Here is a 13,457-nt window from a genome sequence, read left to right as displayed (position 1 = left end):
CCGCCGCACTGCGGCGGGGGCCCGGTCGGGCAGTATGCACCGGGGACGCCCCCGGGCGACGGCGTTCTGACGTACCGTCGTGCGCGCGGCGCACCGGGTGGTACCCGGAGTGCGACGGAGGCGTACGGTGTTGTGTTCACGACCCGGCGAGGAGAGACGGCATGGCAGCGAGCTTCCCCGAGACCGCGATCAGCACCGAACGGCTGCTGCTGCGTCCCCTTGCGGAGGACGACGCCCCCGGTCTGGCCACGATGATGGCCGACGACCTCGTCCTGGCCTGGACCGACCTCCCGCACCCCTTCACCGAGGCGTACGCGGCCGAACTCGCCCGGACCCTCGCCCCGGCCCACCGGGCCACCGGGCGCGGCATCGTCCTCGCCGTCACCGAGCACCTGACCCAGCGCCTGGTCGGCCTGGTCGAACTGCGCAACACCGACTGGCGGTTGCGCAGCACCGAGATCTCCTACATCACCGCCGCCTGGGCCCGCGGAGAGGGGTACGCCCCGGAGGCCGTCCTCGGCGTCGCCCAGTGGCTGTTCGAGGACCGGGGCTTCCTGCGCCTGGAGATGCGCACCGCCGCCGGGAACACCGCCGCCCAGCAGGTCGCCCAGAAGATCGGCGGCATCAGCGAGGGCGTGCTGCGCAGCGCCTGGATAGTGCGCGAGTCCGGCGAGGCGGTGGGCGCACCCCCCGGCAGCCGGACCGCGGGGGAGAGCCGCAGCGACCTCATCCTCTGGAGCCTGCTCCCGGAGGACCTGGAGTCGCCCGGACTGCACCGGCACGGCTGGCACGGCGACCACCGCTACGTGCTGCGCGACTGACGCCGGGCGACCGGACCGCCGGACCGGGGCAGCCTGGCGACCGGACCGCCGACGACCGTCCGTCTGTCCGCCCGCCACGGACATGTGTACGAGATGTCCGTCCCCGGGGGGATCACACCCGGTAGCCTCTGCACCGGTGCGGCAGCACGGCGCACCGGGTGGCGCACGGAACGGCGCAACGAGTCGAGGGAGAACGGCCGCAGATGGCTGACCGGATCACGGTCATCGGGTGGGACGGCACGCCGCTGACCGAGGCCGCCGGTGCGGCCCTCGCCGCGGCGACCCTGGTGGCCGGAGCCCCCTATCAACTCGGCGCCCTCCCGGTGCCCGAAGCCGCCGAGCGGATCACCCTCGGCGACGTCCGGCAGGCCGCCCGCCGGATCGCCGAGCACCGCGGCGCCGCCGTCGTGGTCGCCGAGGGCGACCCGGGCTTCTTCGGCGTGGTGCGTACCCTGCGCCGCCCCGAGTACGGCCTCGAACTGGAAGTCCTGCCCGCCGTCTCCTCCGTCGCCACCGCCTTCGCCCGGGCCGGCATGCCCTGGGAGGACGCCCAGGTGGTCAGCGCCCACGGCGGACGGCTGCGCCGCGCGGCCAACATCTGCCGGGCCCACCCCAAGGTGGCGGTGCTCACCGCCCCGGGTGCCGGGCCGGCCGAACTCGCCCTGATGCTGCGCGGGGTGCACCGGACCTTCGTGGTCTGCGAGGCCCTCGGCACCCCCGAGGAGGACGTCACCGTCCTCACCTCCGACCGGATCGCCGACCACGACTGGCGCGACCCCAACGTGGTGCTGGTGATCGGCGGCGGCGCCCAGGCCGCCCCGGTGGACCAGGCGGCCGGCTGGCTCGCCGGGCGCCCGGTCGGCTACCCCGGCGCGGAGCGCGGCTGGGCGCTCCCCGGCGACGCCTACGCGGGCGCCGGGCGCACGGGTGGTGAAACGGGCGCGCCGGACACGCTCCCCGCGCACGTGCGCGCCCTGGTGCTGGCCCGTCTGGGTGCCCGCCCCGGGGACCTGGTCTGGTCGGTCGGCGCGGGCAGCGGCGCCCTCGCGGTGGAGGCGGCCCGGTTCGGCGCCGCCGTCGTCGCGGTCGAGGGTTCCCGCTCGGCCTGTGCCCGGTTGGCCGTCAACGCCCGCCGGTACGGCGTCGAGATCGAGGCAGTGTACGGGAGTGGCCCCGAGGTGCTGGGCGGTTTGCCGGAGCCGGACGCGGCGGTGGTGGAGTCCGGCGGGCCGGACGTGGTGCGCGCCGTGCTGGCCCGCAGGCCGGAGCGGTTCGTCGCGCTGGCCCGGACCTTCGCCGAGGCGGAGGAGGTCCGCCGGGCGATCGAGGGGGCCGGGTACCGGGCGGACGGCGCGTTGCTCCAGTCGACCCCGCTGGCGTCCGCGGGGGAGGGCGGCGGGCTGGGGCTGGGGTCGGGCGGAACCGGCGCGCTCGTGCTCTGGGGTGAGCAGATCGTGTGAAAACCTCGGGCGCGCGCCGGGGCCGCGCGGTAGTGCGGACGGTTGCGCGGGCGCGGTCCGCGCGCGGTGCGGACGGTGATCCAGGTCGCATCCGGACACCGATTCGAGAGGTGACCGCGCCGGGCCGGTAGTGTGACGTCCTGGGCGGCTGCAGCTGTCGGCGACCCACCCGATTCGGTCGGTTTGTCACCTTTTTGACGTGGTGCAACCCGGTTCCGCTCGGAGTGTGGGCAATTCGACGGGCCTCGTGCCGGACCTGGAGAATGCCGTAGGGTCCGGTGCGGTCGTGCCGGTTGCTCCGGGGTGTCGTTGTTTCAGACGATGCGCCGCCCCGTGTGGCGGTGCGCCGGGCCGGGGTGCCGCGGCGCACCGGATGGACTTGGGCCGCAGCGCCATGGCGCGGCGGCCGCGTGTGGTTGAGGGGCGGGTCGGTGCTGGCCCGGCCCGTGCGGATGGGCGCTGCGATCGGATCGTGTCGCCAAGGGCGCGGCAGCGGCCTGGAAGGAGCTTTGACAATGACCGATGGCGGCCACGTCCCGGGCGAGGGACTGCCGGAGCACCTGCACGCCGGGCCCGACCCGCTCGGCGGACCGGAGGGCGTCGCGGGCGTTGCACCCCTGCAGGGCGTCGCGACGGACGGCGGAATGATCCCGAACCCGGCGGCCCCGCTCGGCGGACCGCTCGGCGGGATGCCCCCGGGTGCCGGCGTCATCCCGCCACAGGGCCAGCCCGGCTACGGCGTCCCCGGCGAGGGGTGGGCCGTCGACCAGGGCGCCCAGCGCCCGGCCTTCCACTTCCTCGACCAGCCCGACTCGCCGGACGGCCTGGACGACGATGACGACGTGCTGCTGATGCCCGGCCCGCAGGGCTCCTGGGGCGAGCCGATGGCGTCCGTCCCGGCCGAGCAGATGCCGCTCGCGTCGCCGCAGGACGGCACCCCGGTCGAGCCGTCCTGGCCGCCGGTGGACCCGCCGGCGCTCGGCGCCGAGCACGTCCAGCAGCAGCCCGTCCCGCTGCAGCCGCAGGTGCAGCAGCCGATGACGCAGGCTCAGCCGCGCCGCCCGCTGCACGCCGGCCCGCCGATCCCGGACCCGTCGCTGATGACCGGCCAGGTCCCGGTGCGCTCGCTGGCCGACCGCGGCCCGTCGCAGGGCGGCACGCCCGCGCACGGCATCCCGGTCGTCGGCCGGCCGCCGATGGCCGAGGCCGCGCCGCCCGTCGCGCCGCAGGCCCTTCAGACGCCGGCGGCGCCGCCGGTCGTTCCGCTGGTCCCGGGTACTCCGGTGGCTGACGGTCAGCAGCTTCCGCTCGCCCAGGACGTCCAGCAGGTGCCGCTGGCCTCGCAGCCGGTCGAGTCGATGCTCGCCGTGGAGACGGTCGGGGCGATCGAGGTGATCGAGGTCGTCGAGACGCCGGAGGCCGTCCAGGGCGTCCAGCCCGTTCCGGCCCAGGTGGCGCCGGAGTCCGTTGTCGAGGCCGTGGCCGTCGCGCCGCAGGCCGTCGTGGCCGAGCCGGCCGTCGAGCAGGCCCCGGCCGGGGCTCCCGCCGCACCGGTCCCCGCCGACTCCGTCGCCGTCGAGACCGTGGCCGTCGAATCCGTGGCCGTCGAGACCGTTGCCGTCGAGTCCGTTGCCGTCGACGCGTCCGCCGAGCAGGCCGAGGCCGCTCCGGCCGGTCCGCAGCGCCGGATCTCCGCCTTCCTCGCCGCGCCCACCCCGCACGGCCTGCCCAAGGTCGAGGCGGCCGGGCAGGCCCCGGTGGCCGAGGCCGCGGCACCGCAGCAGCCCGCGCCCATAGCGGCCGCCGACGTGCCGCAGACCGTCGACGGCGGTGACGCCCTCCAGGTGGCTCCCGTCGGCGAGCCCGGTCAGGGCGGCGAGGGTGCCGAGTCCGTTGCCGTCGCGCCGGAGGCCGCCGTCGAGCCGGCCGCCGAGACCGCCGCCGGCACCGGGGAGATGCCGTCCGGTCAGCCCGTCAACGAGCCGGCCGCCGAGGCCGGGCAGCCGCAGCAGCCAGAGGCCGCGCCGGCCGAGGCCCCGGCGGCCGAGGCCCCGGCGGAGGCGTCCGCCGAGCAGCCCGCGGAGCAGGCCCAGGCGGAGGTCCCGGCCGAATCGGTCGTCGCGGCCGAGGCCGTTGCGGCCCCGGTCGAGACCGCTGCGGAGCCCGTTGCCGAGGCCGAGGCGGCGCAGCCCGCCGTAGCGGTCACGCAGGAGCCGGAGCAGCCCGCCGCCGAGCCCGCCGTCGAGCCGGCCGAGGCCGTTGCCGCCCCGGTCGAGAGCGCCGTCGAGCCCGTTGCCGAGCCGGCCGCCGAGTCCGCCGCCGAGGCCGGGCAGCCGCAGCAGCCGGAGGCCGCGCCGGCCGAGGCCCCGGCGGAGGCGTCCGCCGAACCGCTCGCCGAGCAGCCCGAGGTTCCGGCCGAGGCGCCCGCCGCTCCTGCCGAGGCCGCTGTCGCTGTCGCTCCGGCCGAGGCCGCCGAGCAGGCCCCCGAGGCCCCCGCCGCCGAGGAGCCGCAGGCCGCGCAGCCCGCCGACCAGCAGGCGGAGCAGCCGGTGTCCGCGCAGCAGGCCACCGAGGAGCCCGCCGTCGACCCGTCGGCCGCCGAGCAGCCGGTGTCCGAGGACCAGCAGTCCGAGGAGCCGCAGCCCGAGGACCAGCAGCCCGAGGAACCCGCCGAGCCGCGCGGCCCCGCCGCCCCCGGCTACGACGAGCTCGGCCGAGAGGCCGTCCACCAGGTGATCCGCGAGCGCCGCGACGTCCGCAACGGCTTCCGCCCGGACCCGATCCCGCACGAGGTGCTGATCCGTGTCCTGGAGGCGGCCCACACCGCGCCCAGCGTCGGCTACTCGCAGCCCTGGGACTTCGTGGTGATCCGCTCGGGCAAGACCCGCAAGCGGATGCACGCCCTGGCCGAGCGCCAGCGCGAGGCGTACGCGGACTCGCTGCCCAAGGGCCGGGCGAAGCAGTTCAAGGAAATCAAGATCGAGGCCATCCTCGAGACCCCGGTCAACATCGTGGTGACCGCCGACCGCACCCGCGGCGGTCGGCACACCCTGGGCCGGCACACCCAGCCCCAGATGGCTCCGTACTCGGCCGCCCTGGCCGTGGAGAACCTCTGGCTGGCCGCCCGCGCCGAGGGCCTGGGCGTCGGCTGGGTGAGCTTCTTCGACGACGAGCAGCTGGTCCGCGAGCTCGGCCTGCCCGAGCACCTGGAGGTCGTCGCCTACCTGTGCGTCGGCTTCGTCGACTCGTTCCCGGACGAGCCGGAGCTGGAGCAGCAGGGCTGGGCCAAGAAGCGCCCGCTGTCCTGGGTCGTCCACGAGGAGCAGTACGGCAACCGCGCGCTGCCCGGCGAGGAGCCGCAGAGCCTGCTCGCCGAGACCCTGCGCGGCATCCGCCCGCTGGACGCCAAGGCGCTCGGCGAAGCCTGGGACCGGCAGAAGCGGATGACCAAGCCGGCCGGGTCGCTCGGCATGCTGGAGATCATCTCCGCCCAGCTGTCCGGGCTGTCCCGCAAGTGCCCGCCGCCGATCCCGGAGCCCGCCTGCGTGGCGATCTTCGCCGGCGACCACGGCGTGCACGCCCAGGGCGTCAGCCCGTGGCCGCAGGAGGTGACCGCCCAGATGGTCGGAAACTTCCTGGCCGGGGGAGCGGTGATCAACTCCTTCGCCAAGCAGATCGGCACCGAGGTCTGCGTGGTCGACGTGGGCGTGGCCGCCGAGCTGCCGGAGGCCGTCCAGCAGGGCCGGGCCACCGGCCTGCTGCCGCGCAAGGTCCGTCCCGGCACCGCCGACATGACCCAGGGCCCGGCGATGACCCGCGAGGAGGCCCTCAAGGCCATCGAGGTCGGCATCGAGACCGCCCGCGACCTGGTCGCGGCGGGCAACAAGGCACTGGTCACCGGCGACATGGGCATCGCCAACACGACTGCCTCGGCCGCCCTGATCTCGGTGTTCACCGGCCTGGACCCGGCCGAGGTCACCGGCCGCGGCACCGGCATCGACGACGAGACCCACGCCCGCAAGATCGAGGTGATCCGCGCCGCGCTGGCCCTGCACCAGCCCGACCCGAACGACCCGGTCGGCGTCCTCACCGCCATCGGCGGCCTGGAGCACGCGGCCATCGCCGGCTTCCTGCTCGGCGCCGCCTCGCTGCGCACCCCGGTCGTGCTGGACGGCGTCATCGCCGGTTCGGCCGCCCTGGTCGCCAAGGCGATCGCACCCGAGGTGCTGGCCGCCTGCATCGCCGGCCACCGTTCCGCCGAGCCCGGTCACCAGGCCGCGCTGGCGAAGCTCGGCCTGCGTCCGCTGATCGACCTGGACCTGCGGCTCGGCGAGGGCACCGGCGCCCTGCTGGCCCTGCCGCTGGTGCAGAGCGCGGCCCGGGCGATGCACGATGTAGCCACCTTCGACTCCGCCGGGGTCACCGAGAAGGCCTGACGCGCACCTCGCACCGCTCCGCGGACCGGCCCGAGGGCGCGCCGGCCCGCGGAGCGGCGTCTCGCCGTACCGTCCCCACACCCTCACCCCGATCAGGAGCACCGTCGATGACCGCGCCCACCCCGCACCCGAGCACCGAGGGCCGTACCCCGTACCCGGTCGGCCTGCTGCTGGCCGGCCGCCGTGTCGTCGTGGTCGGTGGCGGCCAGGTCGCCCAGCGGCGGCTGCCCGCCCTGATCGCCTCCGGGGCCGAGCTGCACCTGATATCGCCCGTCACCACCCCGGCCGTCCAGGCGATGGCCGACGCCGGCGAGCTCACCTGGCACGCCCGCCCGTACCGGGACGGCGACCTGGCCGACGCCTGGTACGTCCTGGTCGCCACCGACGACCAGGACGTCAACACGGCCGTCAGCGCCGAAGCCGAGCGCGGCCGGGTGTTCTGCTCGCGCAGCGACGACGCCTCCGCCGCCACCGCCTGGACGCCGGCCAGCGGCCGGGACGCGGGCGCCACCGTGGCCGTCCTCACCGGGGACCCGCGCCACTCCGCCGCCCTGCGCGACGCCATCGTGGACGGCCTGCGGGACGGCTCGCTGGCCGCCCGCCAGTACCGCTCGCACGGCGCCGGCGTCGCCCTGGTCGGCGGCGGCCCGGGCGACCCGGACCTGATCACCGTGCGCGGCCGCCGGCTGCTCGCCGACGCCGACGTGGTGGTCGCCGACCGCCTCGCCCCGCGCGAGCTGCTCGCCGAGCTGCCCGAGCACGTCGAGGTGATCGACGCCTCCAAGATCCCGTACGGCCGTTTCATGGCCCAGGAGGCGATCAACCGCACGCTGATCGAGCACGCCAAGGCCGGCAAGTTCGTGGTCCGGCTCAAGGGCGGCGACCCGTACGTCTTCGGCCGCGGCGGCGAGGAACTGCTGGCCTGTGCGGAGGCCGGCCTGCCGGTCACCGTGGTGCCCGGGATCTCCAGCTCGATCAGCGTCCCCGCCTCGGCCGGGGTCCCGGTCACCCACCGCGGCATGACGCACGAGTTCACGGTCATCTCCGGCCACGTCGGTCCGGACGACGAGCGCTCCCTGACCAACTGGGAGGCCGCCGCGAAGATGAGCGGCACCCTGGTGCTGCTGATGGCCGTGGACAAGATCGGCGCGATCGCCGCCCGGCTGGTCGAGTTCGGCCGCCCGGCGGACACCCCGGTCGCGATCGTCCAGGAGGGCACCACCGCCGCCCAGCGCCGGGTGGACGCCACCCTGGGCACCGTCGCCGCGGTGGTCGAGGCGGAGGGCGTCAAGCCCCCTGCGGTCATCGTCGTCGGCGACGTCGTCAACGTCCTGGCCGCCGCCTTCCAGCGGTAGTCCCGGCCGGAGCGGGAAGTCGGCCCGGCCGACTTCCTACTCCAGCGGCTGCTCCGTCCAGATGACCTTCCCGGTCGCCGTGTAGCGCGTCCCCCAGCGGTCCGCGAACTGCGCGACCAGGAACAGCCCGCGCCCGCCTTCGTCCTCGGTCGCCGCGTACCGCAGGTGCGGCGAGGTGCTGCTGCCGTCCGACACCTCGCAGATCAGCGCGCGGTCCCGCAGCAGCCGCACCCGGATCGGCCCGGAGCCGTAGCGGATCGCGTTGGTCACCAGCTCGCTCAGGATCAGCTCGGTGACGAACGAGGCCTCGTCCAGCCCCCAGGCCTCCAGCCGCCGGGCCACCTCCCCCCGGACGGCACCCACCGCCGCCGGGTCGGACGGCACGTCCCACTCCGCCACCTGGTCCGGCGCGAGCACCCTGGTCTGCGCCACCAGCAGCGCGATGTCGTCCTGCGGATGCGCCGGCAGCATCGCCCCGAGCACGTCCGCGCAGGTCTGCTCGGGCGTGCGGGGCTCGCCGGCCAGTGCCGCACGCAGCAGCTCCAGCCCCTCGTCGATGTCCCGGTCGCGGTCCTCCACCAGTCCGTCCGTGTACAGCACCAGCCGACTGCCCTCCGCCAGCTCCAGCTCGGCGGTCTCGAACGGCAGTCCCGCCAGCCCCAGCGGCGGCCCGGTCGGCAGTTCCGGGAACACCACCCGGCCCTCCGGGTCCACCACGGCCGGGGGCGGGTGACCGGCGGCGGCCAGGGTGCAGCGCCGCGACACCGGGTCGTAGATCGCGTACAGGCAGGTCGCCCCGGTCAGCCCCGCGTTCTCGCCGCTCGCCGCCTCGTCCTGGTCGATCCGGTTCACCAGCTCGTCCAGGTGTCCCAGCAGCTCGTCCGGCGGCAGGTCCAGGGTCGAGAAGTTGTGGATCGCGGTGCGCAGCCGGCCCATCGTCGCCGCCGCGTGCAACCCGTGCCCCACCACGTCACCGACCACCAGGGCCACCCGCGCGCCCGGCAGCGGGATCACGTCGAACCAGTCCCCGCCCACCCCGGCCTGGGCCGGCAGGTAGCGGTGCGCCACGTCCAGCGCGTTCTGCGCCGGCAGGTTGCGCGGGAGCAGGCTGTGCTGCAGCGTCACCGCCATCGCGTGCTCCCGGGTGTAGCGGCGCGCGTTGTCGATGCACACCGCCGCGTGCGACACCAGTTCCTCGGCCAGCGCCAGGTCGTCCGTCTCGAACGGCTCCGCCCGCTGCGCCCGCCAGAACCGGGCCACCCCCAGCAGCACCCCGCGCGCCCGCAGCGGCACCCGCAGCAGCGAGTGCACCCCGTACGCCAGCACCTGCGCCGACCGCTCCGGGTCCTGATCGCGCCACTGCCGGGCCTGCGCCAGGTCCGGCTCCAGACCCGGCTCACCGCTGTGCAGCGCCCCGGCCAGCGGCGTCGCGGGCACCACGTCCAGCACCGTGCCCACCGGGTAGAACGGCGCGTCCTCCCGGACGCCCGCCACCGCCGCCCGTCGCATCCGCCCCAGGGTGGAACCCGTCGGCGGCTCCTCGCCCGCCAGGACCTGCTCCGCGAGGTCGACCGTGACGAAGTCCGCGAACCGCGGCACCGCGACCTGCGCCAGTTCCTCAGCCGTCCGCGTCACGTCCAGCGTGCTGCCCACCGTCACCCCGGCGTCGTACAGCAGCCGCAGCCGCCGCTGCGCGCGCTCGGCCCGGCCGGACAGCGCCAGCAGTTCGGTGGAGTCGCGCAGCGTGGCGACGCAGCCGCCCGCGCCGCCGGGGGCCTGGTCGGTCAGCCGGACGTTCACCGCCAGCAGCCGCTCCCCGGCCAGCACGACCTCGTCGGTCACCTGGCGGTTGGCGGTCAGCAGCTCCAGCGGAACCTGCTCCAGGCCCAGCTCGGTCACCGGACGGCCCTCGGCGTCCGGCGGCAGGTCGAGCAGCCGGCGTGCCTCGTCGTTGCAGAGCAGCAGCAGCCCGTCGCCGCCGACGATCATGACGCCCTCGCGCACCGCGTGCAGCACGGCCGCGTGGTGCTCGTACATGCGGGTCATCTCGATCGGGCCCAGCCCCCGCGTCTGGCGCCGCAGCCGACGGCTGATCAGTGCCGTCCCGAGCGTGGCCAGCCCGATCGCGCCGGCCGCCGCGCCCAGCACCACCGGCAACTGACGCTCACTGGCCGTACTGACGTTCGCCAGGGTGACGCCCGCCGAGACCAGCCCGACCACCTGGCCGTCCGGCGCGTACACCGGGACCACGGCCTGCACCAGCGGGCCGAGCGTGCCCGTGATGTGCTCGGTCACCACCTGGCCGTGCAGCGCGGGTTCGTAGGTGCCGACGAACTTCTGGCCGATCCTGGCCGGGTTCGGGTGGGTGTACCGGATGCCCTGGTTGTTCAGGACGACGATGAAGTCCACGCCGGAGCCGATCCGGGCGGACTGCGCCTTCGGCTGCAGGATCGCGCTCGGGTCGGGGGAGCGGAGCGCTTCGACCATGCCCGGCGAGTTGGCGAACGTCTGGGCGACCGAAACCGATCGGTTGCGCGCCTCGTTGTCGGCGTCCCTGTGCGACTGCACCACCAACGCCAGCACGGCCGCCGCCACCAGCAGCAGCACGACCAGGATCTGCAGCGCGAACACCTGTCCGGCCACCGAACGATGCCACACCGGCCACGCCCGCTTCGCGTGCGGCAGCTGTGGCCGACCGTGTGGGCGCCCACCGGAGGGGCCGGCGGAGCCAGTGGCGCCATTGGCCGACGGAGCCCAGGATCGGCCCGGATAACGGGCCATACGGTCATATTTGCACTCCGACTAGCCGGGGACCACCCCGTCCTGTCGGCCGTTTGGCCTTCGCCGCCCCGGCTTGGCAAGATCGCAGGGTGTCCGAACCCAGCACCATCACCGACCCGGCCGACCCCCGCCTCGCCGACTACACCGGCCTCACCGACGTCGAACTGCGCCGCCGCCGCGAACCCGCCGAGGGTCTGTTCATCGCCGAGGGGGAGAAGGTCATCCGCCGCGCCCTCGCCGCCGGCTACCGGATGCGGTCGATGCTGCTCACAGCGAAGTGGCTGGACGTGATGGCCGACGTCATCGCCGAGGCCGACGCCCCGGTCCACGTCGTCGAGCCCGCCCTCGCCGAAGCCGTCACCGGCTACCACGTGCACCGCGGCGCCCTCGCCTCGATGGAGCGCAAGCCCCTCCCGGACGCCGCCGACGTGCTCGCCGGGGCCCGCCGGGTCGCGGTCCTGGAAGGACTGGTCGACCACACCAACCTCGGCGCGATCTTCCGCAGCGCCGCCGCCCTCGGCATGGACGCCGTCCTGCTCTCGCCGGACTGCGCCGACCCGCTCTACCGGCGCGCCGTCAAGGTCTCCATGGGCGCCGTCTTCGCGGTCCCGTACGCCCGCCTCGACCCCTGGCCCGCCGGCCTCGCCACGGTCCGTGCCGCCGGCTTCACCCTGCTCGCCCTCACCCCCGCCGACAACGCCGTCGACCTCGCCGGACTCGCCCCGCACGGCCTCCCCAAGGCCGCCCTCATGCTCGGCGCCGAAGGCGACGGCCTCACCCCCCAGGCCATCGCCGCCGCCCACCACCCCGTCCGTATCCCCATGGCCCACGGCATCGACTCCCTCAACGTCGGCGCCGCCGCAGCCGTGGTCTTCTACGCCGTCACCACCCCCGCCTTCTGACCCGGCGCGCCACGGGACGCCGGCCGCTCCGACGTCCCGCGCCCGCAGTGCCCCCCGCCGCAGGGAAGGTCGGCCGATCGGACGTCCCGCGCGGGGCCTGACCCGGGTCGCCGGTGGCCCTCAGGATCCGTGGTGAACCCTCCTCCTGCAGAGCTCGTGCCGGGAGAAGGCCCGCGCGCCGCAGGAAGTCGGCCGGATCGACTTCCGGTACCGACGGCCGCGAAGTACCTCGACGCGTCGCCCCCACCGGAGCCGGCGCCCGACCACCCGAGAAGTCGGCCCACCCGACGTCCCGCGCGCCCGCAGTGCCCCCCGCCGCAGGGAAGGTCGGCCGATCGGACGTCCCGCGCGGGGCCTGACCCGGGCCGCCGGTGGCCCTCAGGGTCCGTGGTGAACCCTCCTCCTGCAGAGCTCGTGCCGGGAGAGGGCCCGCGCGCGCAGGAAGTCGGCCGGATCGACTTCTGGTGCCGACGGCCGCGAAGCCCCTCGACGCCGTCCCCACCGGTGCCGACGCCCGACCACCCGAGAAGTCGGCCCACCCGACGTCCCGCGCCGCCCGTCCGTACCGGCGCACCGGGTCGCACTCTCGGTGCCCCGGATTTCTGTCCGTCCGAGCCCTCGTGCACCTGTCCCGCACGGGGCGTCGCTCGCTCGTCGGCTTCCGGCCAGGCGCACGAGAAGTCGGCCGGCCCGACGTCCGGCGCCGCACCGGGCCTGTCGGCCCGCCCGGGTCAGTTCGCCGGGGCCGTGGGCGGGGCCGGGGCGGCCGCGGGGGGCGGCGTGGGGCCGCTGGGGGCGCCGGGCCAGGACTCGTCGAGGGTGCCGTCGGCGCGGACGGTGTAGCGGGTGGTGGTGACGGCGCCGACGGCGGTGCGCTCCTCGCGGACGACCGTGCTGCCGTCCAGCCGCCAGGCCGCCGTCGCCTGCGGGTCCGCCGCCGAGGTGCGGGAGGTGGCGGCGACCGGGGAGTCCCCGGCGAAGGTGTAGAGCTGGACGAGGTCGACCGGTGCCGACCCCTCCGCCCGTCGCAGGACGACGACCGAAGCCGGCAGGCCCTTGTACCGGGCCGGGAGCACCGCGCTCAGCGCGACCTGGGGCCCGGCTCCGGCCGAGTGTCCGTCCTTCAGGGCGACGGCGGGCCCGCCGGCCCCGTCGGGGTAGCTGCGGTTCGGCCAGTCGACGGCCGGCACCGGCCCCTGCGGGGCGCCCAGGGCGCCGTCCGCGCCGCCGCTGCGGGCGGTCGCCGGGAGCGGTGCGGCCGGCGCCTGCGGGGCGACGTCCACCGACGAGTCCGGCACCGACAGTTCGCCGCCGCCGGTACGGGCGCCGGTGGCCGCGACCGCCCCGGTCGGCGGCCGCAGACCTTGGTTGTCCCGGTTCTCGCACCCCTGTGCCGCCGCGATGGCCAGCGCGACGCCGATGGTCACGGTGACGAAGACGACGAGCCGCTGACGCAGCAGCCGCTGGCGCGCGGTGCCGGGTCGTCCGCCGGGGGCGGGGGTGTGCTGGCGTTCGCGGGGGTGCACCCGGTCGCGGGGGCCGGGCCGGGCCGGCGGAGGTGTCTGCGGGCGGTCCGGACGTGCCCGCAGCGGGCGGGTGACGGGTGTCGGCTCGGGCCGGGGGAGCGGCGCGGAGGCCCCGTGCGGGCGCCGTCCGGCAGGTCCGGCGCCCTGGCTGCCCGGGCGGCCCGCCGCGGCCCGGG

The 13,457-nt window shown here is 76.0% G+C and carries 6 protein-coding genes and 1 pseudogene; 5 read left to right on the top strand and 2 right to left on the bottom strand.

Annotation, left to right across the window (positions count from 1 at the left end; all coding sequences use genetic code 11):
* The first annotated feature begins 161 nt into the window (after window positions 1–161).
* From ACFV04_RS40920 to cobA, 4 genes are all read left to right on the top strand, one after another.
* Entirely contained in the window at window positions 162–821 is a 660-nt protein-coding gene (locus ACFV04_RS40920) for a GNAT family N-acetyltransferase (RefSeq protein ID WP_380348046.1), read from the top strand.
* A gap of 203 nt (window positions 822–1,024) precedes the next feature.
* The gene (cbiE, locus tag ACFV04_RS40915; protein WP_380536165.1) at window positions 1,025–2,281 is read left to right on the top strand and encodes a precorrin-6y C5,15-methyltransferase (decarboxylating) subunit CbiE; all 1,257 of its coding nucleotides are present in this window, start codon (window positions 1,025–1,027) and stop codon (window positions 2,279–2,281) included.
* A gap of 515 nt (window positions 2,282–2,796) precedes the next feature.
* Window positions 2,797–6,717: a nicotinate-nucleotide--dimethylbenzimidazole phosphoribosyltransferase gene (cobT, locus tag ACFV04_RS40910; RefSeq protein WP_380536163.1), complete on the top strand. Its 3,921-nt coding sequence runs from the start codon at window positions 2,797–2,799 to the stop codon at window positions 6,715–6,717.
* 107 nt (window positions 6,718–6,824) lie between these two features.
* Window positions 6,825–8,072, top strand: a complete 1,248-nt coding sequence (cobA, locus tag ACFV04_RS40905) for a uroporphyrinogen-III C-methyltransferase (protein WP_380348051.1) — start codon at window positions 6,825–6,827, stop codon at window positions 8,070–8,072.
* Between the two features lie 36 nt (window positions 8,073–8,108).
* Here the strand turns inward: cobA and ACFV04_RS40900 are convergent, their stop codons facing one another.
* Window positions 8,109–10,715: a SpoIIE family protein phosphatase gene (locus tag ACFV04_RS40900; RefSeq protein WP_380348053.1), complete on the bottom strand. Its 2,607-nt coding sequence runs from the start codon at window positions 10,713–10,715 to the stop codon at window positions 8,109–8,111.
* A gap of 227 nt (window positions 10,716–10,942) precedes the next feature.
* Between ACFV04_RS40900 and ACFV04_RS40895 the strand changes: the two genes are divergently transcribed.
* Window positions 10,943–11,755, top strand: coding sequence for a TrmH family RNA methyltransferase (locus tag ACFV04_RS40895; RefSeq protein ID WP_380536161.1), 813 nt, complete (start codon window positions 10,943–10,945; stop codon window positions 11,753–11,755).
* A 731-nt stretch (window positions 11,756–12,486) separates the two neighbouring features.
* Here the strand turns inward: ACFV04_RS40895 and ACFV04_RS40890 are convergent.
* Window positions 12,487–13,457 (bottom strand): annotated as a pseudogene (locus ACFV04_RS40890) (hypothetical protein); the annotation flags it as partial.

Origin of the sequence: Kitasatospora sp. NPDC059599, assembly GCF_042735125.1 — a bacterium.
In the GTDB taxonomy this organism is placed as follows: Bacteria; Actinomycetota; Actinomycetes; order Streptomycetales; family Streptomycetaceae; genus Kitasatospora.
The sequence above is the reverse complement of the archived record's forward strand: the minus strand, read 5'-3'. Positions and strand labels throughout refer to the sequence as shown.

Coding starts and splice junctions, on each gene's coding strand:
- ACFV04_RS40920 (WP_380348046.1), top strand. CDS start 162: ATGGCAGCGAGCTTCCCCGAGACCGCGATCAGCACCGAACGGCTGCTG.
- cbiE (WP_380536165.1), top strand. CDS start 1,025: ATGGCTGACCGGATCACGGTCATCGGGTGGGACGGCACGCCGCTGACC.
- cobT (WP_380536163.1), top strand. CDS start 2,797: ATGACCGATGGCGGCCACGTCCCGGGCGAGGGACTGCCGGAGCACCTG.
- cobA (WP_380348051.1), top strand. CDS start 6,825: ATGACCGCGCCCACCCCGCACCCGAGCACCGAGGGCCGTACCCCGTAC.